General features: G+C 39.9%; 21 protein-coding genes. 13 read left to right on the top strand and 8 right to left on the bottom strand.

Annotated features, from left to right (window positions below; translation table 11 throughout):
* Window positions 1–34 precede the first annotated feature (34 nt).
* Both ND812_RS17595 and ND812_RS17600 read left to right on the top strand, forming a co-directional pair.
* On the top strand, window positions 35–412 hold the full coding sequence (locus ND812_RS17595; protein ID WP_265376640.1) for a hypothetical protein: 378 nt from the start codon (window positions 35–37) through the stop codon (window positions 410–412).
* A gap of 68 nt (window positions 413–480) precedes the next feature.
* A complete protein-coding gene (locus tag ND812_RS17600) occupies window positions 481–924 on the top strand; it encodes a four-helix bundle copper-binding protein (RefSeq protein ID WP_265376641.1) in 444 nt (147 codons plus the stop codon).
* Window positions 925–987: 63 nt separating this feature from the next.
* On the opposite strand, the gene ND812_RS17605 is transcribed toward ND812_RS17600, so the two are convergent.
* Window positions 988–1,860 carry an esterase/lipase family protein gene (locus ND812_RS17605; protein WP_265376642.1) on the bottom strand — a complete coding sequence of 291 codons (873 nt, stop codon included), beginning with the start codon at window positions 1,858–1,860 and terminating at the stop codon, window positions 988–990.
* Between the two features lie 112 nt (window positions 1,861–1,972).
* Between ND812_RS17605 and ND812_RS17610 the strand changes: the two genes are divergently transcribed.
* The 3 genes from ND812_RS17610 to ND812_RS18460 are packed head-to-tail and all read left to right on the top strand — an operon-like array spanning window position 1,973 to window position 4,006.
* Complete coding sequence (locus ND812_RS17610) at window positions 1,973–2,338, top strand: hypothetical protein (RefSeq protein WP_265376643.1); 366 nt, start codon at window positions 1,973–1,975, stop codon at window positions 2,336–2,338.
* 1 nt (window position 2,339) lies between these two features.
* Window positions 2,340–3,752, top strand: coding sequence for a UTP--glucose-1-phosphate uridylyltransferase (locus ND812_RS17615; RefSeq protein WP_265376644.1), 1,413 nt, complete (start codon window positions 2,340–2,342; stop codon window positions 3,750–3,752).
* Window positions 3,749–4,006 carry an LA_0364 family Cys-rich lipoprotein gene (locus ND812_RS18460; RefSeq protein WP_407658616.1) on the top strand — a complete coding sequence of 86 codons (258 nt, stop codon included), beginning with the start codon at window positions 3,749–3,751 and terminating at the stop codon, window positions 4,004–4,006. Before ND812_RS17615 ends, ND812_RS18460 begins: the two co-directional genes overlap by 4 nt.
* Before the next feature lie 45 nt (window positions 4,007–4,051).
* On the opposite strand, the gene ND812_RS17620 is transcribed toward ND812_RS18460, so the two are convergent.
* The 3 genes from ND812_RS17620 to ND812_RS17630 are packed head-to-tail and all read right to left on the bottom strand — an operon-like array spanning window position 4,052 to window position 7,777.
* Complete coding sequence (locus ND812_RS17620) at window positions 4,052–6,463, bottom strand: fibronectin type III domain-containing protein (protein WP_265376645.1); 2,412 nt, start codon at window positions 6,461–6,463, stop codon at window positions 4,052–4,054.
* 1 nt (window position 6,464) lies between these two features.
* On the bottom strand, window positions 6,465–7,106 hold the full coding sequence (locus ND812_RS17625; protein WP_265376646.1) for an energy transducer TonB: 642 nt from the start codon (window positions 7,104–7,106) through the stop codon (window positions 6,465–6,467).
* 11 nt (window positions 7,107–7,117) lie between these two features.
* Entirely contained in the window at window positions 7,118–7,777 is a 660-nt protein-coding gene (locus ND812_RS17630; RefSeq protein ID WP_100727990.1) for a MotA/TolQ/ExbB proton channel family protein, read from the bottom strand.
* Window positions 7,778–7,901: 124 nt separating this feature from the next.
* Here ND812_RS17630 and ND812_RS17635 point away from each other — a divergent pair, with 124 nt between their 5' ends.
* The 5 genes from ND812_RS17635 to ND812_RS17655 all read left to right on the top strand — a co-directional run bounded on the left by ND812_RS17635 (window position 7,902) and on the right by ND812_RS17655 (window position 15,361).
* Entirely contained in the window at window positions 7,902–9,764 is a 1,863-nt protein-coding gene (locus ND812_RS17635; protein WP_265376647.1) for a hypothetical protein, read from the top strand.
* Between the two features lie 12 nt (window positions 9,765–9,776).
* Complete coding sequence (locus ND812_RS17640) at window positions 9,777–12,980, top strand: efflux RND transporter permease subunit (protein ID WP_265376648.1); 3,204 nt, start codon at window positions 9,777–9,779, stop codon at window positions 12,978–12,980.
* An 80-nt stretch (window positions 12,981–13,060) separates the two neighbouring features.
* Entirely contained in the window at window positions 13,061–13,342 is a 282-nt protein-coding gene (locus tag ND812_RS17645; RefSeq protein ID WP_265376649.1) for a PilZ domain-containing protein, read from the top strand.
* A 121-nt stretch (window positions 13,343–13,463) separates the two neighbouring features.
* Window positions 13,464–14,702: a sensor histidine kinase gene (locus ND812_RS17650; protein WP_265376650.1), complete on the top strand. Its 1,239-nt coding sequence runs from the start codon at window positions 13,464–13,466 to the stop codon at window positions 14,700–14,702.
* The gene (locus ND812_RS17655) at window positions 14,699–15,361 is read left to right on the top strand and encodes a response regulator (RefSeq protein WP_265376651.1); all 663 of its coding nucleotides are present in this window, start codon (window positions 14,699–14,701) and stop codon (window positions 15,359–15,361) included. The genes ND812_RS17650 and ND812_RS17655 overlap by 4 nt, the downstream gene beginning before the upstream one ends.
* A 288-nt stretch (window positions 15,362–15,649) precedes the next feature.
* Here ND812_RS17655 and meaB read toward each other — a convergent pair whose 3' ends face one another.
* From meaB to ND812_RS17675, 4 genes are all read right to left on the bottom strand, one after another.
* A complete protein-coding gene (gene meaB / locus ND812_RS17660) occupies window positions 15,650–16,765 on the bottom strand; it encodes a methylmalonyl Co-A mutase-associated GTPase MeaB (RefSeq protein WP_265376652.1) in 1,116 nt (371 codons plus the stop codon).
* 144 nt (window positions 16,766–16,909) lie between these two features.
* Window positions 16,910–19,048: a methylmalonyl-CoA mutase gene (gene scpA, locus ND812_RS17665; protein ID WP_265376653.1), complete on the bottom strand. Its 2,139-nt coding sequence runs from the start codon at window positions 19,046–19,048 to the stop codon at window positions 16,910–16,912.
* Window positions 19,041–20,861: a methylmalonyl-CoA mutase family protein gene (locus tag ND812_RS17670; RefSeq protein ID WP_265376654.1), complete on the bottom strand. Its 1,821-nt coding sequence runs from the start codon at window positions 20,859–20,861 to the stop codon at window positions 19,041–19,043. Before ND812_RS17670 ends, scpA begins: the two co-directional genes overlap by 8 nt.
* A 1-nt stretch (window position 20,862) precedes the next feature.
* A complete protein-coding gene (locus tag ND812_RS17675) occupies window positions 20,863–21,171 on the bottom strand; it encodes a hypothetical protein (protein ID WP_238761418.1) in 309 nt (102 codons plus the stop codon).
* Between the two features lie 66 nt (window positions 21,172–21,237).
* Here ND812_RS17675 and ND812_RS17680 point away from each other — a divergent pair, with 66 nt between their 5' ends.
* Genes ND812_RS17680 through ND812_RS17690 form a run of 3 tightly spaced genes read left to right on the top strand, consistent with a single transcriptional unit; the run spans window position 21,238 to window position 23,193 of the window.
* Window positions 21,238–21,906: a lysoplasmalogenase gene (locus ND812_RS17680; RefSeq protein WP_265376655.1), complete on the top strand. Its 669-nt coding sequence runs from the start codon at window positions 21,238–21,240 to the stop codon at window positions 21,904–21,906.
* 58 nt (window positions 21,907–21,964) lie between these two features.
* The gene (locus ND812_RS17685) at window positions 21,965–22,711 is read left to right on the top strand and encodes a ferritin-like domain-containing protein (RefSeq protein ID WP_265376656.1); all 747 of its coding nucleotides are present in this window, start codon (window positions 21,965–21,967) and stop codon (window positions 22,709–22,711) included.
* Complete coding sequence (locus tag ND812_RS17690) at window positions 22,711–23,193, top strand: DUF2505 family protein (protein WP_265376657.1); 483 nt, start codon at window positions 22,711–22,713, stop codon at window positions 23,191–23,193. Before ND812_RS17685 ends, ND812_RS17690 begins: the two co-directional genes overlap by 1 nt.
* The last annotated feature ends 7 nt before the right edge of the window (window positions 23,194–23,200 follow it).

Here is a 23,200-nt window from a genome sequence, read left to right on the forward strand (position 1 = left end):
CATAAGTTCTTCGTCTAAAGACAAGGAAACAACAATGAAACGTAAGGCAAGTTTAGGGTTCATTCTGCTGTTTTTACTCTATTTAGGGTGTAAATCGTCCCTATTTGGTGTATGTTTATCACCTGAATCCTTCGTTCAGAAATCCTCACTCCCTCCTTGCCACCAAACACAAGCAGGTGAATCGAACAAAAAAGACAACTGTGATTGTCCGATTGCCTTAGAATCACTGCAATCTTCACCTGATTCGGATCTTTCTATCGGCAAACCTATGGTGACATTGGTTGTTTGGTCAGATTCCCGTGGGTCTTTTATTTCCTTATTGAAACCGAGACCAACCGAGAGTTGGATTGCTGGATCACAACACAAACTCCCTCCTCATACTCCCACTCGCACCATCCACCTTCTGATTTGAGATAGGCACACCTTGTAATGAGGTGAACCGATTTCGAATGATTAAAATTACAACAGAAGGATAAGAATATGAATCGCAAAGAATTATTACAAAAAGCAGGAATGGCAGTTGCTGTTTCTGGAATTTTATCAACACTTTCCGCAGAAGACCATGACCATTCAGGTGCTATGCCCACAGCTGGAAAATCCAAATATGCAAAAGCGATGATGGCAGCAATCCATTGCCAACTATCTGCTGAAGTATGCCTCAGTCATTGCATCACCGAACTTGGAAAAGGTGATAAAGCGATGGCAGCATGTGCGGCTTCCACTCGTGAAGTGATTAGCCTATGTGACTCGTTTGTGAAACTTGCAAGCCAAAGTTCATCATTTACGAAAAAACTAGCAAATTTATGTGTGGAAGTTTGTGAGGCATGTGCAAAAGAATGTGACAAACATGCCAATCACCATGCAGTTTGCAAAGAATGTAGAGACAGTTGTCTTGCTTGTGCAAAAGAACTAAAAAAAGTTTAAGTTCAATTTAGAACTTTGATTTTAGGAGCTGTCCATCGTTTGGTGGACAGCTTTTTTTATGGATTACCGTTTGGATTTCTTTTTCGGTTTTGCCTTTGGTTTCGGAGTCTGTTTCGCTTTCTGATTTGGTTTTGTTTTTGGTGTCGGTTTCGACAACTCTTTGTTAGAAGAAGATTTCTTTTTTGCTAACGTTGCCTTATTCTTTTTATAAACAGCTGGTTCATATTTAGAAAAATCAACTTCAATTTTTTTAGGGACTGCAAATTCAGGATTTGCTTTTGGACTTGGTGTGATATTGATATTATCTTTTGGTGTTCCTAAAAATTCACGTAAAGTTCGGATGTTTTCATTCCTGCGTACAAGATTGTAATTCCCTGGTATGTCAAACCAAAGGTCACGTCCTTGTCCAAACTCGGTACTTTCTTGAGGGGGAAAACTAAAATCTTCAATGGCAGAGAGTGGTTGGAAAAGTGGGAAAAATAATGCGTTTTTATAATTGGTTTTCACCCAATCCGATTCAAAACCCCAATACGAAAATCTTGTATTGGTAAATCGATCAGATCCATGAAACGGAGTTCCAAGAGTAATTAATCTTTTTACTTTTCGTCTCGCTTCATCTGGTAAAATCAAAACCAATAGTCCACCAGTATTATGAGCGATCAAAGTAACTTCGTTAGGTGCTGTTAAAATTTGTTTCGCTAAGTGTTGGATTGCTTCTTCTAACGAAGTGGGGTTTCGTAAAGTAGACAAAATCCCAACTTTAAAACCCAAATTGTCTAAATTTGACTTTAGTCTTGCATAAAAAAAACGTCCGGCTCTAAACCCAGGCACAATGAGAATATTTTTATCTTTATTGTTTTCAATCGACCAATGACTAGGCAGGTAAAATGATACGAGAGCCCAAAATCGTTCCAGATATTCCATGAATCGAAACATGAATTTGATGATTCAATCTGACACAATTCTTGTCTAGGAAAATCAATTCCAGGGGAAGAATTCCTGAATTGACCTCTAACCGTCTCCACATAGGATTGCCTTTTAGTAAGCTATGTTACATTTGGTGCGCTTTTTTTTGTTCCTTTTGGTTTTGCCGTCCTATCTCTCGGCAAATCCTGGGACCTATGAGGATGCAGCCAAATTACTCCCTGAAATTTGGGAGACAAAATACCCACTTCCTTACGGAAAACTCATTAAGAAGGACCCTCTCCATCAGGGGATCCGTCAGATTTCTCGTAAAAAAGGAAAGTATTGGGTGTACAATTTCGAAGTATTTATGCCAAAGTACGAAAGGAAAGAAACAACTCCGGTTCCAAAACTGGAAGGTCGTAATATTCATGTCTTTTTTTTCTGGAATCCGGGAATCATTGATGAACCCCACCGGATCGAATTAGGGGAACCACACGAAGGGAAATGAAATGGAGAAAGAAACCGTAGACCAACTGATCCGCGAGACAATGAAACAGGCAGGTCTTTCTAATGCGTTCATCGCTGACTTTATTCTTAAAGTAGACGCAGTCCGTAATGGCGAAACAGGAATCGTACGTTGGGATGAGGTAGGGGATTTAGACCCAAAATCTGATGAAATTTCCCTTGAGTCAATTCATGATTCCTATCCTCTCGATACAACACTTCTATCGAAACTTGTTGTCATCAAGTTGAATGGGGGACTCGGGACAAGTATGGGACTCGACAAAGCAAAGTCTCTCATCCCGATCAAAGGGAATTTGTCTTTTTTATCCGTGATGGCAAAACAAATTGAATACCTTCGTAACAAGTATGGTATCGATGTTCCTTTGCTTTTTATGGATTCTTATAATACCCAAGAAGATTCTCAAAAAGAATTAAATCATAGTGGATTCAAACAATCGTTACGATCTAGTTTTTTACAACATAAGGTTCCAAGATTAGATGCAAAAACCTTTGCTCCTATCAAAACCAATGTGGAAAAGGAAAACTGGTGTCCACCTGGCCATGGTGATATTTATTTCACAATGATGGAAGAAGGGATTTTAGATGAACTTCTCTCCAAAGGATTTGAAATTGCTTTCCTCTCCAATGGGGATAATTTGGGCGCAACAGTTGACCCTCAAATTGTATCCTACTTACTCAAAGAAAACATCCATTTTGCAATGGAAATGACACCAAAAACTTTAGCGGATAAAAAAGGCGGAGCTATTTATCGCAAGTTAGTCGGCGCCAAAATGATTCAATACGAATTATTGGAAACGGCTCAAGTTCCAAAAGAACACGAACACGAATTTAGTGGGCTCGGAAAATTCAGAACGTTTTCTACCAATAATCTTTGGATCAACTTACGTGCACTTAAAGAGAGATTTCAACAAGGAAACTTTTCTTTATCTCTCATCGTCAATCCAAAACAAGTGTCTGGAAAGGATGTGATCCAACTAGAAACAGCAATGGGAAGTGCTGTTGGTAATTTTTCAAAGTTTAAAGGGATTATTATTCCAAGAGATCGATTCGCACCTGTCAAAAAAACAGAAGACTATCTGATCCGCCGTTCGGATGCCTATGTTTTAAACGAAGATTTTTCGTTAACAATGACGAAGGAACGAAAGAATAAGGGACTCGGTGAAGTCCTTGTTTCTTTGGATGAAAAATTCTATAAAAAAATCCAACAATTTGATACATTGTTTGTCGCCTTACCATCTTTAGTTGAATGTGAAGAACTTATTGTGGAAGGTGAGATTTTATTTGATGTTCCTGTGAAAATAAAAGGAAAGGTAAAATTCCAAAACTTTTCTGGTACCCTTCAAAAGATATCGTCTCTATCACAAGCTGAGTTTGAAAACCAAATCATTTCATTATGAGAAGATTGATTGGTTCTTTCACCATCTTATTTTTTTTGAGTTGTGGTTCGCCATTTTCATTTCGTTCTGCATGTTATGAGCGGAACAAATGTTCGACGATAGAAGGTTCGTGTTTTTTGCGGAATGATGCGTTTTATCGAGTTTCAACTGGTGCAGAAACGTATAGTAACGTGGATTTGGCGGCAATTGTGGGCAGTTGCCTCGGATTAGAAAAAGTATGTCGAAAAAACTGCGAAAGTGGGACTATTTTTTAAACTCAATAATCAATTCATATGTATAGGTGAATTTGGATCCAATTATCATTCACGAATGAATGATAATTGGCTTTTTTCTGGAACTAAACCTTTATCTTCAAATTCACCTGATAAGGATTCATAGTTTGGAGATAGTTTAATTTTCCATTTTCCTTTTTCTTCGATTAAATCAGAATCCACAATATTTTTGCCACGAAAGATTGGATTTTCATTCCATTTCATGACAATGTTCCCTTCCGCGTCTTCAGCTTCGATGGTCAAACGAACTGGCTTCACTTTGTTTTTTCCATCCCAATACATTGCGGTCCAAGGCCCGATAAACTTCTGTATGGCGGATTCACCAAATGTTTTTACTTTTTTAATATCAGGTACAGTCTCTGATAAAACAGCAGTAACGGGAGAGGAATACAAACTTTCCCCAACTCCTTTTTGAACAGATTGGATCACAAAAAAGTAAAATTCATTTTTGGAAAGGTTTTGTAATTTAAAATTAGATTCTGAAGTTTCTTTCACAAGACTCCAGTCTTCTTCATTCTTTTTTCTCATCAGAATTTTATAAGAAGTGACCTTTGGAATTACATTCCAACTAAACCAGAGTTCACCAGATTTACGATTTTCTGTGATTGTTAATTCAGGAGCCTTTACACTTAAAGACCTCCCTGCAACAAGTGATGCATATCCTATATCTGGTTCAGATGGGAAACTATACAACTCCCCATCGAATTCTGCTGTGACAGCATAAAAGGCTTCTTTTCCAGATGGTTCCCCGTCTTTGTAGAGTAAGTCTGTGGTTTTTGCAATGCGTTGCCAGGAACCATTTGTTTTTCGAAAGATATGATAAGCTGTTGCACTTGGAGAACCTTCCCATTGTAAGACAGTCACACCAGGATACAATCCCTTGGAAGCGGTGAAATGTTCAGGTCTTGGTTTTAATACCTCAGAAGGATCTAAATGTGCAGATACGTAAAAACTGGACTCTCCTTCTAATTGGTTTCGTTCTGGAACAACTTGGTAAATTTCATTGTCACCGTTACGACTGGCTTTTAAATCCGTATAAGAATTTTTTTCAGTTTTTCCTAAAAAGCGGAAAATCCTAGCCATGGCGTTCCATTTGTATACAATGTAAGTGGTAGGAATGGAATGATTGTCCCATTCTAAAATAATGCGGTCATTTGTTGGTGCAACTGATGCTCTTAAATTCGTGACGGGTAAAATCCCTGCAGGTTTTGTTGGCTCCGACGCATAACCATCGTTTGAGTCAATAGATGGCTTGGATAAATAATTTTCATCTAAACTAGCTACTTTGTAATGGTAGGCAGTATTTTTTTGAACACCATAATCATCGAAAAAAGGTTGTTTGGAGAGTCCAACAAGCTGGTATTTCGTATCGATCTTTCGTTTTCTGTACACTTCGTACCCAATGGCTCGCTTTTCACTCGACCATGAGATTCTAATCCGATCAGAATAATCTCCTCGGGATGCATACACTTCTTTGGGTGGGAATAAATTATGTTCACCAAATTCCAATGACTCTAATTCATTCATCAATTTTGATTCTGTGAGTAATTGGTTTCCCTCTGAAGGATTCGCAACATAAATCGATTTGGTGTGTTTTGGGAAACTATCATAAGAAATCCAAAGATACCCTTGGTCTCCCCAATTGGTTCCCCAAGTATTCCAAACTTTAAACGCTTTTTTTTTGTCATTATATCCCAAAATGACAAGGGATTGTGCCCCTAAAACATCTCCATTGCCTTGTTGGAAAACGGCATCTGGTTTTGGATCTAGAAAGTTTTCATAAACCAAATATCCTATTAAAACTGGTTTTTTTTCAGCTAATGCAAGTTTTACGGAAGAGAGGTCGTGAGGTTCAATTTTAAAAATTCGCCCAAGTCTAGCTTTTCGTCCTATTTCTACAATGTTTGCTTTTGGCCGAACCCTCAGATTGTTATTTGATTCATTCATGAGTTCAATCGGAACAGAACCTCTGCTTGTTGCAAGAACCAAGGCATCGAGTAAGGAAACTGCTTGGTCTTTTCCACTGTTCAATTGGTTATAAATGAAATTTGCGGAATACAGAAGTTTTTGTCCATTCGCAGAATTAGGACCAATGGAAGCTAAATTGCGAATCCCTTTTTTCCCAGCCTCTAAATATGAAATAAGGCCATATCCGACTGTAAAACCTACGTTATCTTTTCCTGTGCCTTGGTCCATTGGTATAGGAAAGTCCGCACTAAAGTCGATATTGGAAGGTAAGTCGGAAGGGGAAACATCGGAAATATAGGGAGGAATACTTTGGTATAAAGCAAATGGGTCTGGAGTCAGCCCTGGTTTTTTTAAAGAAGATTTGGGTTCTGTTTTCCCTGTAATCGGTTTTGTTTGGAAACTAACAACGATTAGCCCAACAATGAATAATAAAGTACCAATTGCAATTTTTTGTTTTGTATTCCGAAACATCTTAATCCTCTTCTAAATCAAAACTGATGGGCAATCTATGAGCCATCCGAGTTGGTTTTCCTTTGTCATAACCAGGTGTAAACCTGGCGCGTTGGATGATTTTAATTGCAGCCTCATCAAACCCATATCCTGCTCGTCCCGAAACAATTTTCACACCTTGGAGTACACCTTGTTCGTCAACTTGCACCATAACAACAACAGTCTTTTGGCTGATGTTGGCAGCCTTGGCTGCTTCAGGGAAGTATGCTTTTAGATCAAAATCAATGATGGGTGTGGGAGGTCTGTCACCGTTAAATGAAAACAAAAATCCATCTTTGTCTGTACCATTCCCTGAAAGTTGGTTTGGGTTTAAGTCTGAATTATCGGGTTTGTCTTCCGCATCTTTATTCGATCCCTCTACCCATTCTTGTTTTTCGACGGGAGCAGGGCTTGAAGTACCACCAATGAGTTCTGGTGGAATTTCTTCAAAGGATACGTCCACATCTTCCAATGAAGTCTCTTGAAACGCTGCTTCACTTGGCAATGTTAGAATAAAATATACCAAATAACAAAATACATGTAAACTCACAGAAACAAATAAGCTGGCTCGGAAAAGACCAAACCGCCTGAGTTTGTATTGTAAAAATAATGTAAATGAATTCATGTAACTAATGTTTAGTGGTGAATGTTGGGAGTGGAACTAGAAGATTGGTTGTGTTTTCCACTTGTGATAAAACTTGCATGGATTTCTTTCGAAAGAATTTCTAATTGTCCTAATACCAGTTTCATTTTACGAGTGAAGTAGTTATTGGCCATCACAACAGGAATCGCAACAGCAAGTCCAGCAGCAGTGGCAAGTAGGGCAGTGGAAATACTACGCATCACCACTTCTGCTCCAGAGTTCCCTAAAGTACCTAAACCATAAAATGCTTTGATGACCCCAAGCACAGTTCCCAAAAGTCCAATGAAGGGGGTGTTGTTCCCAAGAGTGTTGAGAATTGGAAGTCTTTCTTCTAAACTGAGTCGTTCTTTTAGAATTTTCCCTTCCATGAGTTCCGATAAACCTTTATGATTTTCTTTTTCACGTTCCAAAACAAAATGAATGAATCGTGTATAAGAATTTTCCATAGGATGGCTTTCGAGTAATTTTTCCGTACCTTTTAGATCACGGTGGCGAATCAGAAGTGTGAGTGAATCGAGAAGTGATTCAGATTCTTTGTTAAAATTGCGTTTATAAACAATTAACCTTTCGATGAAAACAGCAATGGCGAGGATACTCGCGAATAACATCACGAGAAAGATGATTTTTTCACCAATGTCTACGAAATCTTGCATTTTTTGAACCTTCTAACGGACAGAATCCAATTCCTTGGACAACAATCAAAGAGAAAATTTGCGTAAAAAATACTTCGGTTGATCCCAATTCGACCCCAAAGAAAGAATGATTCCAAGGATTGGTATGAAGGCAAAAAACATTCTTCTGAACAGTTTTGGGGTTCTTTTCATCGGTTTCGGCGTTTTTCTCGTCGTGTTCTATGCTACAAAATCTTGGGAGGCCTTCCTCCAAATTTGTCCCAACAAGGATTTTTTGTCTTGGGACGAAAACATACGACTGAACCAAGTCCTCGACCAGTATGTCGATTTTCGAAATGGAAATTGGTTTTATGGCATGCTGCCATTTTTGGAAAGCCCCACTTGGCCTCCGTTACGTTCGCTACTAACATTCGTTACTTTGTATTTACCAATTGATGCTTATGAAACCTATCGAGATAGTTTTCTTGGACTATTCTTTTTGATCTTAGTGTATCCAAGTTTGGTGTATACATCGTTTAGGATGACAAAATCTCTTTTTTGGTCCGGACTTTTTTCATCCCTCATTTTTATCCTGACCATCCAAACTGTAGAAGTGCCTGCGTATTCTTTGTCTTCCATGTTGGAAACCCAATCTATGTTTTTTTTACTTCTCTCTGTTTATGCAATTTACCGTTTGTATGATACAGATAACCGAGAACGTGAGATTGATGGCACTACCAAATGGATGATCTTTGTTTCGCTATTTGGTTTTTATTTCACCAAATATCCATATGGGATTTTATTCTTTATGGCATGTTTTGCCTATGAACTCATTCGTTCCCCAGGTAAATACAAAGAAGTAATCCTTTATCTATTAAAACAATACGCAAAAGGAATTCGACTTTTATACTTAGTTTTTGTAGTACTCATGGTATTTTCTTTGCCAGTGTTACGAGTTGTCACCAAAATCAATTTGAATCAAAAGGGTTTCAAACAGTTTATGTTTGGGATCACCTTGGTTTTGTTTGTTGATCTTTCGGTTTATTTATTCCGAAACCGCGATACCATGAAGAAAATCTTCCCAAAAACAGCAGTTGTACTTTGGGCTTATGCAATTTTCCCTGCATTTTTATGGTTATTTTTAAATCCAGATAGAGTGAATGCTCTTATCGATGCACAGATGATTGTGAATGCATACACAAGGAGTTTTTTCCTGACCCTTTGGACGGAACCAGGAAAAGACCCATCTGTTCCTGGAGTTTTTGATTTCATTTGGGGATTTAGAACTTTGGTATTATTTTCCACCTTGTCTTTGTTATACTTTTTTGTTCGCACGAAAGAAACAATGTGGAATAAAATCAAAGACCCACTTGTGGCAGGCACTTTTATTCTATTTTTAGAACTTTTGATTTTGGAACTTACCACAGGGAACAAACAACCAAGGCATGTTCTTCAGTTTATCCCTGCGATTGGTCTAGTGGGGTTTTTGTGGATTTTACGACTCTACCATTTAGCGGATCACAATTTTCAAAGAATCACTTCTATATCAGTGATCCTACTCACAACTAGTTTTGTATTTTATAATTCGGTTTACGAACAAGGGATCCTTTCTGGAAAATTTCATGAGACCAAAATGTTTTGTTACCGAGGGATGAATGCAGGTGATTTCCAACCGGCAAGAGAAATTGCCGAACATGTGGCTCCTAATAAAAAATACATCCTCATGAATGCCTTCCATTTTACCGAAAAATATGAATCAAAAGGGAGAGTTTTAGCCTCCGATTTTGATCTGGCGATGAAACTTCGCACTTACAAAGAGGGTATGGTACGAAATGACAACAAATACCGATGGAAAGATTGGACAAATTTTGATTCCGTTCTCTTATTAAGTGATGTATGCCCTGATAGTTTTGTTGAAGAAAAATTTGAAAATCGCACAAAAATGTTGAACAGCAAGTCAACATTGCTGTCTACTTACAGAGAGAGCTCAGGCATCGCTTGTTTACAAGAATACAAACTGCTTAAATAGAGATAAGAATTCATGAGTATTGCTTCTTTTTCGATCAAACGCCCCATTTTCATTTCATCCCTCGTGATCATCATGGTGATCACAGGATATATTTCCTTAAAAAGAATTGGTGTGGATTTATTCCCAGATATCAACATCCCATTTGTTGTGGTGTCCACTGTGTACCCTGGAGCAGGCCCAGAAGAGATTGAAACATCCATCTCCAAACCATTGGAAGAGGAACTCAGTTCCATCTCTGGACTCAAAAGGATTACTTCCCGAAACCAAGAAGGAATCTCTCTCGTTTTTGCTGAGTTCAGTTTGACCACTGACATCAAATATGCCGAACAACAAGTACGGGATAAAACAGCAAGGGTCAAACCACTTTTCCCTGAATCATCAAAAGAACCTCTCGTACAGAGGTTTGATCCCTCAGACCAACCCATTATGCGGATCTCTTTATTTGCGGATTTGCCAGAAGGTGAGTTGTACGATTTAGCAAAAGAAAAAATCAAAACCAAGTTAGAACAAGTGAATAACGTTGGTGCCGTGAAAATTATCGGTGGAGCTCGCCGTGAAATTCATATTGAACTTGATCGTAACAAAATCAATGCCTACCAAGTGCCTGCCATTGCCATTGGGAACCAAATCAAAAATTCTGGTGTGAACATCCCTGCAGGAAAAGTAGAAGGTGGAGAAAAGGAAACTTCTTTTCGTACGGTTGCAAAATACGATTCCTTATCCCAAATTGAGAACACAGTTGTTTCGTTTGGTGGTGAATTCGGTAGAGGGGTACTTGTCAAAGACCTTGGCCAAGTTAAAGACACATTACAAGACCGCCAGACTCGTGGTCTTTTGTACGCTCCCATTAAAACAGAAGAACACGAAGAACCATCCATCATTGGAAAATTATTATTCAAATACGATGCTCCGAAAAAGGAGCGAGTTCAAAAAACAGCACTTTTTCTAGATGTTTATAAACAATCGGGAGCAAACACCGTTGAAGTGGCGGATGGTATCATAACAAAAATTAATACTATCAATGACCAAATCAAAGATATGAAAGGCACTCCGAAAGTCATTCTCATACGAGATGGCTCAAAATGGATCCGAGCTAACATTGAAGATGTAACTCTCGCCATTATTCTAGGGATTTTTCTTGCTGTTTTAGTTGTGTATCTTTTTCTCGGGAACGTTCGTTCTACCATCATCACTGGTATGGCTCTCCCAAACTCAATGTTAGGTGCCTTTATCATCATGTATGCTATGGGATTTACCATGAACGTGATGACACTTCTTGCCTTATCACTTGCGGTAGGTCTTTTGGTTGATGATGCCATTGTGGTTAGGGAAAATATTTTCCGTAAACTAGAAGAAGGGGAATCGGTCATTGTTGCTGCCCGAAAAGGAACAGAAGAAGTAACCTTGGCGGTCATTGGTACCTCTCTCACCGTGATTGCGGTTTTTCTTCCCATTGGATTTTTATCGGGAATTGTGGGTCAGTTTTTCAAACAGTTCGGACTCACCGTTGTCTTTGCCATGATCATTTCACTTTTTGATGGTCTGACAGTTGCACCAATGTTATCTGCTTATTTTGCAGGTAAAACTGACATTCATAAAGAAAAGAATTTTGTCCTACGTTATTTTGATAAGTTTCAAGATTTCTTGGACAGAATGTACGCAATCATTATGAAGTTTGCCTTAAAAAAACCATGGGCAGTGATTTTACTTACAATTCTTACACTCGTCACAAGTATTTTCTCACTTGCCTTTGTGAAAAAGACCTTCCTTCCTGCAAACGATCAGGGAGAATTTATGGTGAATGTGGAGATGGCACCAGGGACTTCCTTAACAGGAACTTCTGAAGTGGTAGAACAAATCCAAAATGAAATCATCAAAAACGTTCCCGAATTAGAATTATTGGCAACAGTTGTGGGGAATAGTGATGGAGAATCCAATATCGCTACGATCGGTGTCGCGTTACTCCCTTCTGAATATCGAAAACGTACAACAGCTGCTGTAAAAGACAAAATCAGAGATCTTCTAAAAGCATATCCACATGCAAGACCGAAAGTGAACGACTATTCTGCGATTGGTGGTGGTGTCCAATATCCATTCAACCTTAACTTAAAAGGGGAAAATTTAAAAGATTTGGAAACCTATTCCTTTAAGGTAATGGATGAACTCAGGAAAATTCCAGACTTAACTGATGTGGACACAACTTATAGAACAGGAAAACCAGAATTCCAAGTGGTACCAGACCGTGCCAAAATGCAAACCGTTGGAGTGGTGGCAGGGGTGATGGGAGCAGAACTTCGTTACCACATCGAAGGGGGAGAAGTTGCCAAATACCTTGAAAATGGAATTGAATATGATGTTAGGTTACGTCTGAAAGAAGACCAACGAAATTTACGTAAGTCTTTTTATGAAACAAGAGTGCCAAACATTCAAAACAAACTCATTCCTCTAAGTGCAATTGCAGATGGTAAGGAAAGTTCCTCCCCTGCAAGGATCATTCGTGAAGACAGATCAAGGGTTGTACCTATCAATGCAAACCTTGCGCCAGGTGGTGCCATAGCATCAGCTTCTGAATCTGCTGTCAAAATCCTAAAGGAAAAATTACCACCACCTCCTGGGATTACATATTCCTTTGTGGGACAATCTGAAGACTTCAAAGAGTTGTTACAAAACATCGTTCTTGCCTTTGGGATGGCGCTCATCTTCATTTATCTTGTGTTAGCTTCACTTTATGAGTCATTTATCACACCAATCACGATTTTATTTGCCATTCCTCCGGCAATTTCGGGTGCCTTTTTTGCACTTGCTTTAACTGGTGAAATGTTAAACTTATTTAGTATGATTGGACTCATCTTACTCATGGGACTTGTTGCTAAGAACTCCATTTTACTTGTCGACCATGCGATGCTTGCCATGAAAGAACATGGAATGTCTAGAAACGATGCTATCTTTGATGCTGGTGCAAAACGTTTGAGACCAATCCTTATGACATCCCTTGCGATGATTGCCGGGACATTGCCGATTGCACTCGGGATTGGTGAGGCATCTAAATCGAGAACTGCAATGGGGATTGCCATCATTGGTGGACTCATCCTATCGACACTGATCACACTCATTGTGGTACCTGCCGTTTTTGGATACATTGATAGGCTCAGAGAGAAAATTGAAGGAGCCTTCCGTCCAGATTACGAAATCCGACCTGAGGATTTAGAAGGATAAGAGAAATCTCACCCTTAGATACGGGTGAGATTTTCATTTTAAACTTGCCCAAACATTGATTTTGGTGTTCTCTAGCATTCATGTCTAGCGAACGCCGCATTTACAATCGTATCTCTGAAAAAGTCCATCTCACCTACCGTGTGATCCAATCGGGTGCAGGTTCGGCTCAGTTTTTGCCTAGTGACAAAGGGGAAGGTGACTCACAAGACATCTCTGAAGGTGGACTCCTCTTTCGAACCAAGGAACCAATGCCTATGGGAACAAGGCTTGAATTGGAATTACGATTCCCTGATGTAAAATATGTTTTGTACCCGAAGGCAAAAGTCGTTCGATTGGAAGAATTTGGAAGGTGCTTTTTATGAAGTCGGACTTGAATTCAACCAAATCTTTGATGATGATAAAAAACTTCTATTGGAACATATCAAAAAACTAGAAGTATGAAGAAAGTCTTCATTCCCTACCAAACAAAGTATTGGTAGATTTATGAACATTCGTGTTTTCTATCACAAACTTTTGGGCAAACAATTTGACCCAATTTCATTAATTGCAGTTTACTCAGAAATCTTAAACAAACTGTATTTTTTAGGATTCGCCTATACCCTTGCTTATGCTCATAGCGTTTATTTAGAGTGGGGAAAAGTGGATCTTACGAATTGTTACCTTTCATTTTCCCAACTCATCATCAGTTTATGCTTAATTGGGATTTCTTTTTTTTATCGAACAGTGAACACAAGTATTACTAATCTAGTTCGAATTCTGTTTTTATCCTTAGTCTTAGTCGAAATCGAAACTGGCTTTCATGATCCAACAATTCCTTATTTTGATCCAAGGAATTGGTTAACCATCATCGCACTCATTGGTTCAAATTCGTTTTTTTATCCAGGACTTGTTTGGCAGTTTATTTTTGAATGGACCCTTGTTTTTTGCTTTTATTTGATACGAGTTTTCATCCAAAATGATTCTTTGATTCCAGAAGAAACATGGAGAGAGATGTCAACTATTGTACCATTATTCTTAGTTTCTTTTTTTCTAAACCATTGGTGGTTCCAAACACGATACATCGCAGCTTATCGTGGTATGTTACTCGAAGAAAAACGTAGGACTTTTTTCCAAGACATCCATGATAGTTTGGGTTCTAAACTCACGGACTTAGTATTACTCTGCCAAACATTAGAGTCCAATTCAGTAGAAACTTCCACGGCTGTGATCCATAAAATCAAAGAACTTTCTTCTGATGCGTTAGAATCTTTACGGAACCAAGTAAAAGAAGAAGACCAGAGAGTAATTTTACAGGAATCTCTGGTTGATGGTCTGCAACTCCTGGTTAAAAAAAGATATAAAATGTTAGGCAGGGAAATTTTAATCCAAAGCGAATCACTTAAGGAACGATTGATCTCAATCAAAGAACCTGAGGCTGCACATCATTTATTACAAATTTTCAATGAAATCAGTACCAATGATTTAAGACATGGTAGTGGAAAAACAATTTGTCGTTTAGAGGAAACTGAAAATTTCATCTCCTTTGATTTTGCCACAGAAAACAAGGTAACAAATCCACAATCTCCAAACGTAAACATTGCGAATCCAGAATCATTTTTGGATTTGGGAATCGGAGAAAAAGGGATTGAACAAAGAATCCAATTCCTAAATGGTCAATTAGAAATTAGTCCATCTCCTTACCGGATCAAAATGCAAATCCCGAAATCATTATTCTTATTATGAATGTAGTCCAAATTGGCATCATAGAAGACAATCCTGACTATTTAGCTTCGTTAGTTGGTGTATTAAAAACAAGAGATACACTTTCCATTTCAACTTGGAATTCTGCAGAAGCCTTCGATTCAAATCCTCCTAAGGAAGAATTACAATTATTGATTCTTGACATTGGACTCCCAGGTGCCAATGGTATCGATGTTTTAAAAAAATACCATACTGTTGAAGTGAGGAAAAGTCTTGTTATCTCTTCCTTACAAACTGATGATGTGATCTTTGCTGCGATCAAACTCGGTGCATCAGGTTATATCTGGAAGTCTGAATTGGATTCACTTTGGGATACCATCCAAACGATTTTGGAAGGGGGGAGTGTGATTTCTCCTTCCATCGCCACAAAAGTATTGTTAGCATTTCGGAAACCAGAAACCAACTCTAGTTTAGGTTCTCATCCTAAAAAAGAAAAAGAATTGGGTTTAGAAGTTTTATCCCCAAGGGAAAGGCAAATTTTAGAACTCATTATTGAAGGAGATACTCCCCATCAAATTGCCCAATTGTTTGGAACAACTATCGGGACTGTCAGGCAACAAATCAAAACCATCTACAGAAAACTCCAAGTCAATACGAGGGTCCAAATGTTAAAGAAAGCAAGGATATTTGGTATCTTCTGATTTGAGGGAGGTTTTAGTTTTATACCATCTGGTAGATAGACGAACCGAAAATTCTAAAGTATAATAAATCCTGAATTCAAGGAATTCTTCTTTTGAGGGTTTTGTAAAAAATTTGGTCTTATTTTTTGTTACCTACTTTCGTTTTTTCCTTTGGTTCGGTGTTTATTTCGGGATCCTTTTTTTTGTGAACTTTATTCTTTAATTCTCCCTTTTTCAATTTGAACTTTTCCTTTAAATGAATGATAACCTTATAATACACCATCGTGTTCAGTCACGGTGGTGTTTTTTTTATTTTCCTAAAAGGAATTTGATTTCACGGAGCACCGTGGACTTACCTTGCATCAGTTTGGATTCTGAAACGGCAATGGCTTCTTTTTTCCCTTCTTTGGCAAAAAACTGATCCAGAACTGCTTCCCGCAAGGACTCTTCAAACCAAGTTTTGGTTTGGTCTTCGCGATTTTTCGCATAATATCCGTTTGTTCTTGTGGTAGAGATATAATCGAGAATTAACTTCCAAATTTCATCGATTCCTTTTCCTCCGAGTCCACTGCAAGTGGTGGCACGTGGTGTCCACTTGGATTCGGGCGCAGGGAAGAGGTGGAGAGCTGATTCATATTCAGCTCTGGCGCGAGTGGCATAGGCTTCATTTTGACCATCGGCTTTGTTGATGGCAATAAGATCTGCCATCTCCATAATCCCTCGTTTGATCCCTTGCAGTTCGTCTCCTGCTCCCGCAAGCATCAGTAACAAAAAGAAATCTACCATGGAATGGACTTGGGTTTCAGACTGGCCTACACCCACAGTTTCAATGATGATGGTATCAAACCCCGCCGCTTCACAGAGATACATACTCTCTCGTGTTTTTCGTGCGACACCACCCAGCGAACCACTGCTAGGTGAAGGTCGTATAAATGCATTTTCTGCTTTGGACAAAACTTCCATTCTCGTTTTATCACCAAGGATGGAACCTTTTGTCCTTTGGCTACTCGGGTCTATGGCTAGCACTGCGAGTTTTCGATTTTGTTCGAGGATAAAACTTCCAAAACTTTCAATGAAGGTAGATTTTCCCACACCAGGAACACCAGTGATCCCAATGCGAATGGAGTTCCCAAGCTTTGGCATCACAAGTTCTAATATCGCCTGTGCCTTGTCATTGTGTTCTTCTAAATTACTTTCCACAAGGGTGATGGCCTTGGAGAGGGCAGTTCGGTTTCCCGAAAGGATTCCTTCTGCAAGAGATTCTGGCGTCGTATCTTTTTTCGATAAGGATTTTCGTTGTTCTTTGATATAAGGAGAAATGGCAGGAGCATCCGCAACACCAGGATTGACCGAAAGGGCAGACTTAAGCCTTTCGTTGTCACTCGAACGATTTGGTTTCTCTGAGTCTTTGTTTTCCTGATTCATTTGATTCTCTGTGAAGCGTAAGAACGTCTTGGTTGTATTTTGAATCCAGTTTTGTCAGACACCAAACGAACACCGACTGCCCCATTGACAAGTCGGCGATTGTTGTTTGATTCAGTGTTTTACCAGAACTTCGCTTTTTAAGCCTTAAGCGGCTCTTCGTTCGCCGAGTAACAAATTGAGGATTTGTTTGGCAGCTTCCGAAATCACAGTTCCTGGTCCAAAAATTGCTGTGGCACCTGATTTGTAGAGGAAGTCGTAGTCTTGTGCTGGAATAACTCCTCCCACAACAACTAACACATCTTCTGCGCCAAGTTTTTTCAATTCTTCAATCACTTGGGGAACCAAGGTTTTGTGTCCTGCTGCAAGAGAAGAAACTCCAAGTATGTGGCAGTCGTTTTCTACCACTTGTTTGGCAACTTCTGCAGGTGTTTGGAAAAGAGGCCCAATATCAACGTCAAAGCCCATATCGGCAAAACTGGTGGAGATCACCTTGGCACCACGGTCATGGCCATCTTGTCCCATTTTGGCAACCATGATCCTTGGTCGACGGCCTTCGAGTTTGGCAAATTCGTCGGCAAGACCCCGTGCTTCGATATAACCTTTGTCTTCAGAAATTTCTGAGGAGTAAACTCCCGAGATCGATCTGATCACAGCTTTATACCTCCCGAATACTTTTTCCATAGCGTATGAAATTTCACCGAGAGAAGCACGTTTTCGCGCAGCATCTACTGCGAGTTCGAGTAAGTTTCCATTGCCAGTCTCTGCACATTTCGTAATGGCGTTTAACGCAGCTTCTACGGCTGTGTTGTCACGGTCTTTTTTCATTTGTTCGAGTCGTTTGATTTGGGCGAGTCGAACTGCAGTGTTATCGATGTCTAAAATATCAAGTGGGGCTTCCTTATCCAAACGGAATCGGTTCACTCCTACGATCACATCTTTTCCAGAGTCGATACGAGCTTGTTTTCTCGCGGATGCTTCTTCGATCCGCATCTTTGGAATTCCCGTCTCAATCGCCTCTGCCATACCACCTAATTTTTGTACTTCGGTGATGAGGTCCCATGCTTTGTGGACTAAATCGTTTGTGAGTTTTTCCACATAAAAGGATCCACCCCAAGGGTCGATGACACGGTGGATGTTGGTTTCTTCTTGTAGATAAATTTGCGTGTTACGAGCAATCCTCGCAGAGAAGTCAGTCGGTAGGGCAATCGCTTCATCAAGAGCATTCGTATGAAGGGATTGTGTATGGCCAAGCGCCGCTGCCATGGCTTCAATACAAGTCCTTCCTACGTTATTGAATGGGTCTTGTTCTGTGAGGGACCATCCAGACGTTTGGCAATGGGTTCGGAGAGCCAAAGACTTTGTCGATTTCGGTTGGAACTGGTTTACGATTTTGGCCCAAAGCAGACGCCCCGCACGCATCTTGGCAATCTCCATAAAATGGTTCATCCCAATTGCCCAAAAGAAAGAGAGGCGTGGTGCAAATTCATCTACAGAAAGCCCAGAAGCGATTCCTGTTTTGATGTATTCCCAACCATCCGCAAGTGTATAAGCAAGTTCCAAATCCGCAGTGGCACCGGCTTCTTGCATGTGGTAACCAGAGATGGAGATGGAGTTAAACTTTGGCATGTATTTAGAAGTGTAACCAAAGATGTCCGCGATGATTTTCATCGAATGTTTTGGCGGGTAGATGTAAGTGTTCCTCACCATAAACTCTTTCAAAATATCATTTTGGATGGTACCGGAAAGTTTGTCCTTAGAGACCCCTTGTTCTTCTGCTGCAACAATATAGAATGCAAGGACTGGGATGACCGCACCATTCATGGTCATGGAAACAGACATCTGATCGAGAGGGATTTGGTCGAAGAGGATCTTCATGTCGAGGACAGAGTCAATCGCCACACCCGCTTTCCCCACGTCTCCTACGACTCGTTCGTGGTCGGAATCATATCCCCTATGGGTCGCCAGGTCAAAGGCAACAGAAAGTCCCTTTTGCCCTGCGGCTAAGTTTCTACGATAAAAGGCATTTGATTCTTCTGCCGTGGAAAATCCTGCATATTGGCGGACCGTCCAAGGTTTGTTCACATACATGGTGGAATAAGGCCCACGTAAGTAAGGAGGGATTCCCGCTGCATAGTTTAAGTGTTCCAAACCTTCCAAATCGGTAGGTTGGTACCGAGATTGGATGGAGATCCCTTCTGCCGTTTGCCAAAGCGAAATGGACTTTGGGTCTGGTTTTGGGGCGCTAAAAGAAAGTGGGGTAGTTGCAAAATTAGGTTTATTCATTTGTTTTCCCGATCCATTTGGTTTGGGCTTTTTCCATAAACTGAACGAGGTTACGTTTCATGTGGATGAAGTCGTCGATTCCGAGGGATTCTGCTTGGCTTACCAGGTCTTTTGGGTATCCAGCAAGTAGTTTCCAAGAGTTTGGAAGTTGGGTTGCCATTTCCTTTGCAAATTCAGGAAGGTAGGTCGCATACTCTTCGTCAGACGAACAAAGGACAACGATCTCAGCTCCCGATTCCTTTGCTTTGGTAACTCCTTCTTTTACAGAGGCAAATCCAAGGTTGTCGATGATTTCGTATCCTAGGCAACCAATGAAGTTGGAGCTAAAACCAGCACGTGCTTTTCGCATCGTTAGGTCCCCAATGGTTAGTAAAAATACCTTAGGTGCTTTTTTCCCAGAAGCAACATGGAGGTCTGTTTTGTTTCTCCACTTGTCAAATTCATAAGAAAGTCTGAGTGGCACCAAACGTTCGTATGTTGATTTTTCTGAGTAAAATAGCCGTTTTTCAGTTTCGGCCACTGATTCTTTAAGTTCGGCATGCCGTTCTGTTGGGAGTGGGTATTGGTTTGTTCCAAGCAGGATTTCTTTTTTGGTAGCAAGAGCTTCGCGTTTTTTGGAAGCACGAGTTTGGATTTCTGTTTGGATGGTTCCTTTTTTCAAAGAAACACCGAACCCACCTTCTTTTTCTACAGTTTGGAATTTTTCCCAAGCCGTTTCCGCTAATTTTTTCGTGAGAACTTCTAAGTAGTACGAACCTGAAGCAGGGTCTTCTACTTTGTCGAGGAAGGATTCGTAACGAAGAAGGAGTTGTGCATTCCTTGCAATTCGTTTGCCTAACTCTTGTTTTGTGGTATATTCGGAATCAAAAGGCGATACTGCGATAAAATCAGCACCACCAATTATGGCAGACATAGCAGCCGTTGTTCCCCGTAACATATTCACGTAGGGATCATATGCCGTGTATTGGAAATTAGAAGTTTGGGCAAGGATGAGGGCAGGAAGCATTTCTCCAAGGCCTGGTTTGTAGGCATTTAAAACTTCAGTCCAAAGGATTCGCATAGCGCGGAATTTGGCGATCTCTGTGAAATAATCAGAGCCAATTCCCATCCAAAACCAGAGGTTTGACGCTGCATCTTCGATGGACACACCTGCATCCAAATGTCGGTTTAGGTAATCCACACCCCAAGAAAGGGAATAGGCAAGTTCTTGGCCAATGGAAGCACCAGAATCCCGTAAGTACAAACTATGAATTCCAACTCCAGAAAACCCTTTGGTTCCCGAGAGGGATTGGAATGTTTTGCCAATGTTATTTTCTTCACAACCAAGTTCTCCACAAAGAAGAGCAGTACCATACGGGTCGAAGTCACCGAGTACTGTGTTATGCGAAGGTATAAGTTTTTTGAATGTGTCACTGAACTTTGGAGTTCGTGTGGCGAGTGAAACAATGAGGGGAATCTCACCCACTGATTTTGCCAAAGATTCTAAATCGGAAGCTGAGGAGATTTTACATCCATAATGTTTTCCAGCTTCTTCATGAGAAATGAGGATGGCTGCATCAACACCTTTCTCTGTTACAGATTTTGTTTCGGATTCGGATGTGATAGATTCGGTTACTTTCCATCCAGGGTTTCGTTTGAAAACTCTAGGCAAAACAGGAAGGTCTTCTTTACGATAAAACGGTTCAATTTTAAAACCTTCTTCTGTTTCCCAGGTCACTTTGTCCCAAGGACTACCTTTTAGGTCTTTGAGGATTTGGTTTTTCCAATCCTCAGTGGATACTTCAGGAAAATCTGAAAATAAAAATTCGTTCAATTTATTCCTCTACGATTTGGTAATCTTCCATATAACCAGGGAAGTCGCCTAACCCTCGTGTGAAGGTGAATTTTGCAGGGTATACAACCAATCTTCTTCCAGATTGCAAAAAAGTTCCAGAGAGAAGAGTGAAGGGAGATGCGACGATAAATGCAGCAGTTCCTAATACAGTACCTGCAAGTCCCATGGGACGAGCAACGATGAGATCTATCAACATTTCTCCGCCAGAAGGGACTTCTCTTGCAGATAAGGTTTGTGTCCACAAAAGACAGATTAAGAAAAGGATAGACAAGGGTCGTGTTTGTTTCATAGGCTGATCACTCGGGCTTTCCATCTGATGAAATCTCGAGAATGATATCTGTGTAAAGTAAGAAATATGGCTAAAGAAATTGTTTTGTTTGTTCTCTTTTCTGTTGTACATCTACTTGCGATCGTTACGATCTCAAAGGAAGATGTTTTTTATCTACCTTCCAAAATTGTCCCAATCTTAATCTTGATTGTCGCATTGTTTCGTTCGTTTCCCACATTGGAAAAACGAGGGAAATTGGTAGCAGTAGGACTTGTTTTTTCTCTATTTGGAGATAGTTTTTTGGCCATTCCAAAAGAAGGTTATTTTGTCCCAGGGCTTGGCTCTTTTCTTATCGCCCAATTGATTTATTCGTATGCATTTACCATTGATTCCAAAATCAAACCTCTCCTTGCCATTCCTTTTTTATTATTTGGATGTTCGTTCTTTATGGTACTAGTTCCGAAATTGGGTGCTCTCACAATCCCTGTTGGATTTTATATCTCTGCCATTTGCCTTATGGGTTGGAGAGCTGCCGCGAGAAATTCGATCACCAAACCATTTTATTTAGGTCTCCTCGGTGCTCTGGTTTTTATCCTATCGGACTCCATTATCGCATATTCAATGTTTCTCAACCGTGAAATGGACCGATCCGTTGCATCTCTTGGAATCATGATCACTTATTATCTTGCACAACTACTCATTTATGCTGCAACAAAGACAGAAGAGTTAGATGTTCAATCAGTGAAAAATACTTGATTCACTTCGCTCAAACGAGTATCGTATTTATGGTTTTACAAAACCAGGGAAAGGGATTATGAAATCACTAAAAAAAACATCCTTTATTGAAGCAGTAGCAGCTGCGATTGAACACGAGGTTCAATGTTTCAATTTTTATCTTAAACTATCTGAAAGTTTGCCTGAAGGTCAAATTAGAGAACTTTTCAGCCAACTTGCGTTAGATGGTGATGAGCATATCAAATACATCAAAGACATTTATAAAAGTGCAGAGGGGAAAGAACTTCCTAACCTCAAACAACTTTCGGAGATTGAAAAATTCCATTCTTCCACCATCCAAAAGATCATGGATCGTTTGGACCGAAACAAAAATGCAGAAGTCAAAGCTGACGAAAAGAAGGCCATTGAACTTGCCATTCGCGAAGGGGAAGATGCACGTAATTTTTATGCGACTGTCCGTGGAAAATTCCAAGATCCAAAAATCAATTTGTTGTTTCAAAAATTAGCAAATTTTAATGAATCCAATAACTCACTTTTGGAAGCCCAAGCAATGGCGATGGAACAATCCACTCCAGCAGACCAAGTTTTTTATTGGGAAGATGAAGAGTTACTTGCACAAGTAAACCAACCTTCGAAGTCACAAGGGAAATCAAAACCAAGTGCGAAACCAAAAACAACGGCAAAGGCAAAACCGGCATCCAAACCTGTCGCTAAACCACAAAACAAAGTGAAGGCGAAAAAAGCTGTTAAAAAGGCAGCAAAACCTACACCTAAAAAAGCCAAACCAAAGGCAAAACCTGCAAAGAAAAAAGGTAAGAAAAAATAGTGAAATACCAAGTCATCCATACATTCCCAGTTCCCTTAGATAAACTTTTGCATGCAAGAGAGGAGAGATACAAACACCTAGACCAGTTTCCGGATCTAAAGAATGTAACTTTACTCGAAGAAAAAAAAGAAGGGAACCTCATCCACCAAAAACGAAAGGTGAGTTTAGAAGGATCAATGCCTGCCGTTTTATCGGCGGCTTTGAATGATCTTTCTTTGTTAGAAGAGTCTACCTTTGATACCACAACCAACACACATGAGTTTAAAATTGCCCCACCTGGCAAAGACAATGTATTTGTGATCAAAGGGAAAAGTAAATACGAGGCAAGTGGATCTGAGTCCAAACGTTCTTATGATGTGGATGTGATTTCTAGTTTGCTCTTTGTTTCTCCGATTGTGGAAAAAGCGATTGAAGAAATTCACAAACATAGTTTGGAGAAGGATAGAAAATCCATCGCCAAATTTCTAGGGGTTGAATCCTAAGGAAGAA

Source organism: Leptospira limi, from assembly GCF_026151395.1.
Classification (GTDB): Bacteria; Spirochaetota; Leptospiria; order Leptospirales; family Leptospiraceae; genus Leptospira_A; species Leptospira_A limi.

What these genes read in the sequence shown, in the direction of transcription:
- scpA (WP_265376653.1), bottom strand. Translation starts at nt 19,048, where the DNA reads ATGAATAAACCTAATTTTGCAACTACCCCACTTTCTTTTAGCGCCCCA.
- meaB (WP_265376652.1), bottom strand. Translation starts at nt 16,765, where the DNA reads ATGAATCAGGAAAACAAAGACTCAGAGAAACCAAATCGTTCGAGTGAC.
- ND812_RS17655 (WP_265376651.1), top strand. Translation starts at nt 14,699, where the DNA reads ATGAATGTAGTCCAAATTGGCATCATAGAAGACAATCCTGACTATTTA.
- ND812_RS17625 (WP_265376646.1), bottom strand. Translation starts at nt 7,106, where the DNA reads ATGAATTCATTTACATTATTTTTACAATACAAACTCAGGCGGTTTGGT.
- ND812_RS17595 (WP_265376640.1), top strand. Translation starts at nt 35, where the DNA reads ATGAAACGTAAGGCAAGTTTAGGGTTCATTCTGCTGTTTTTACTCTAT.
- ND812_RS17600 (WP_265376641.1), top strand. Translation starts at nt 481, where the DNA reads ATGAATCGCAAAGAATTATTACAAAAAGCAGGAATGGCAGTTGCTGTT.
- ND812_RS17680 (WP_265376655.1), top strand. Translation starts at nt 21,238, where the DNA reads ATGGCTAAAGAAATTGTTTTGTTTGTTCTCTTTTCTGTTGTACATCTA.
- ND812_RS17635 (WP_265376647.1), top strand. Translation starts at nt 7,902, where the DNA reads ATGAAGGCAAAAAACATTCTTCTGAACAGTTTTGGGGTTCTTTTCATC.
- ND812_RS17605 (WP_265376642.1), bottom strand. Translation starts at nt 1,860, where the DNA reads ATGTTTCGATTCATGGAATATCTGGAACGATTTTGGGCTCTCGTATCA.
- ND812_RS17645 (WP_265376649.1), top strand. Translation starts at nt 13,061, where the DNA reads ATGTCTAGCGAACGCCGCATTTACAATCGTATCTCTGAAAAAGTCCAT.
- ND812_RS18460 (WP_407658616.1), top strand. Translation starts at nt 3,749, where the DNA reads ATGAGAAGATTGATTGGTTCTTTCACCATCTTATTTTTTTTGAGTTGT.
- ND812_RS17650 (WP_265376650.1), top strand. Translation starts at nt 13,464, where the DNA reads ATGAACATTCGTGTTTTCTATCACAAACTTTTGGGCAAACAATTTGAC.
- ND812_RS17620 (WP_265376645.1), bottom strand. Translation starts at nt 6,463, where the DNA reads ATGTTTCGGAATACAAAACAAAAAATTGCAATTGGTACTTTATTATTC.
- ND812_RS17685 (WP_265376656.1), top strand. Translation starts at nt 21,965, where the DNA reads ATGAAATCACTAAAAAAAACATCCTTTATTGAAGCAGTAGCAGCTGCG.
- ND812_RS17675 (WP_238761418.1), bottom strand. Translation starts at nt 21,171, where the DNA reads ATGAAACAAACACGACCCTTGTCTATCCTTTTCTTAATCTGTCTTTTG.
- ND812_RS17610 (WP_265376643.1), top strand. Translation starts at nt 1,973, where the DNA reads ATGTTACATTTGGTGCGCTTTTTTTTGTTCCTTTTGGTTTTGCCGTCC.
- ND812_RS17615 (WP_265376644.1), top strand. Translation starts at nt 2,340, where the DNA reads ATGGAGAAAGAAACCGTAGACCAACTGATCCGCGAGACAATGAAACAG.
- ND812_RS17640 (WP_265376648.1), top strand. Translation starts at nt 9,777, where the DNA reads ATGAGTATTGCTTCTTTTTCGATCAAACGCCCCATTTTCATTTCATCC.
- ND812_RS17630 (WP_100727990.1), bottom strand. Translation starts at nt 7,777, where the DNA reads ATGCAAGATTTCGTAGACATTGGTGAAAAAATCATCTTTCTCGTGATG.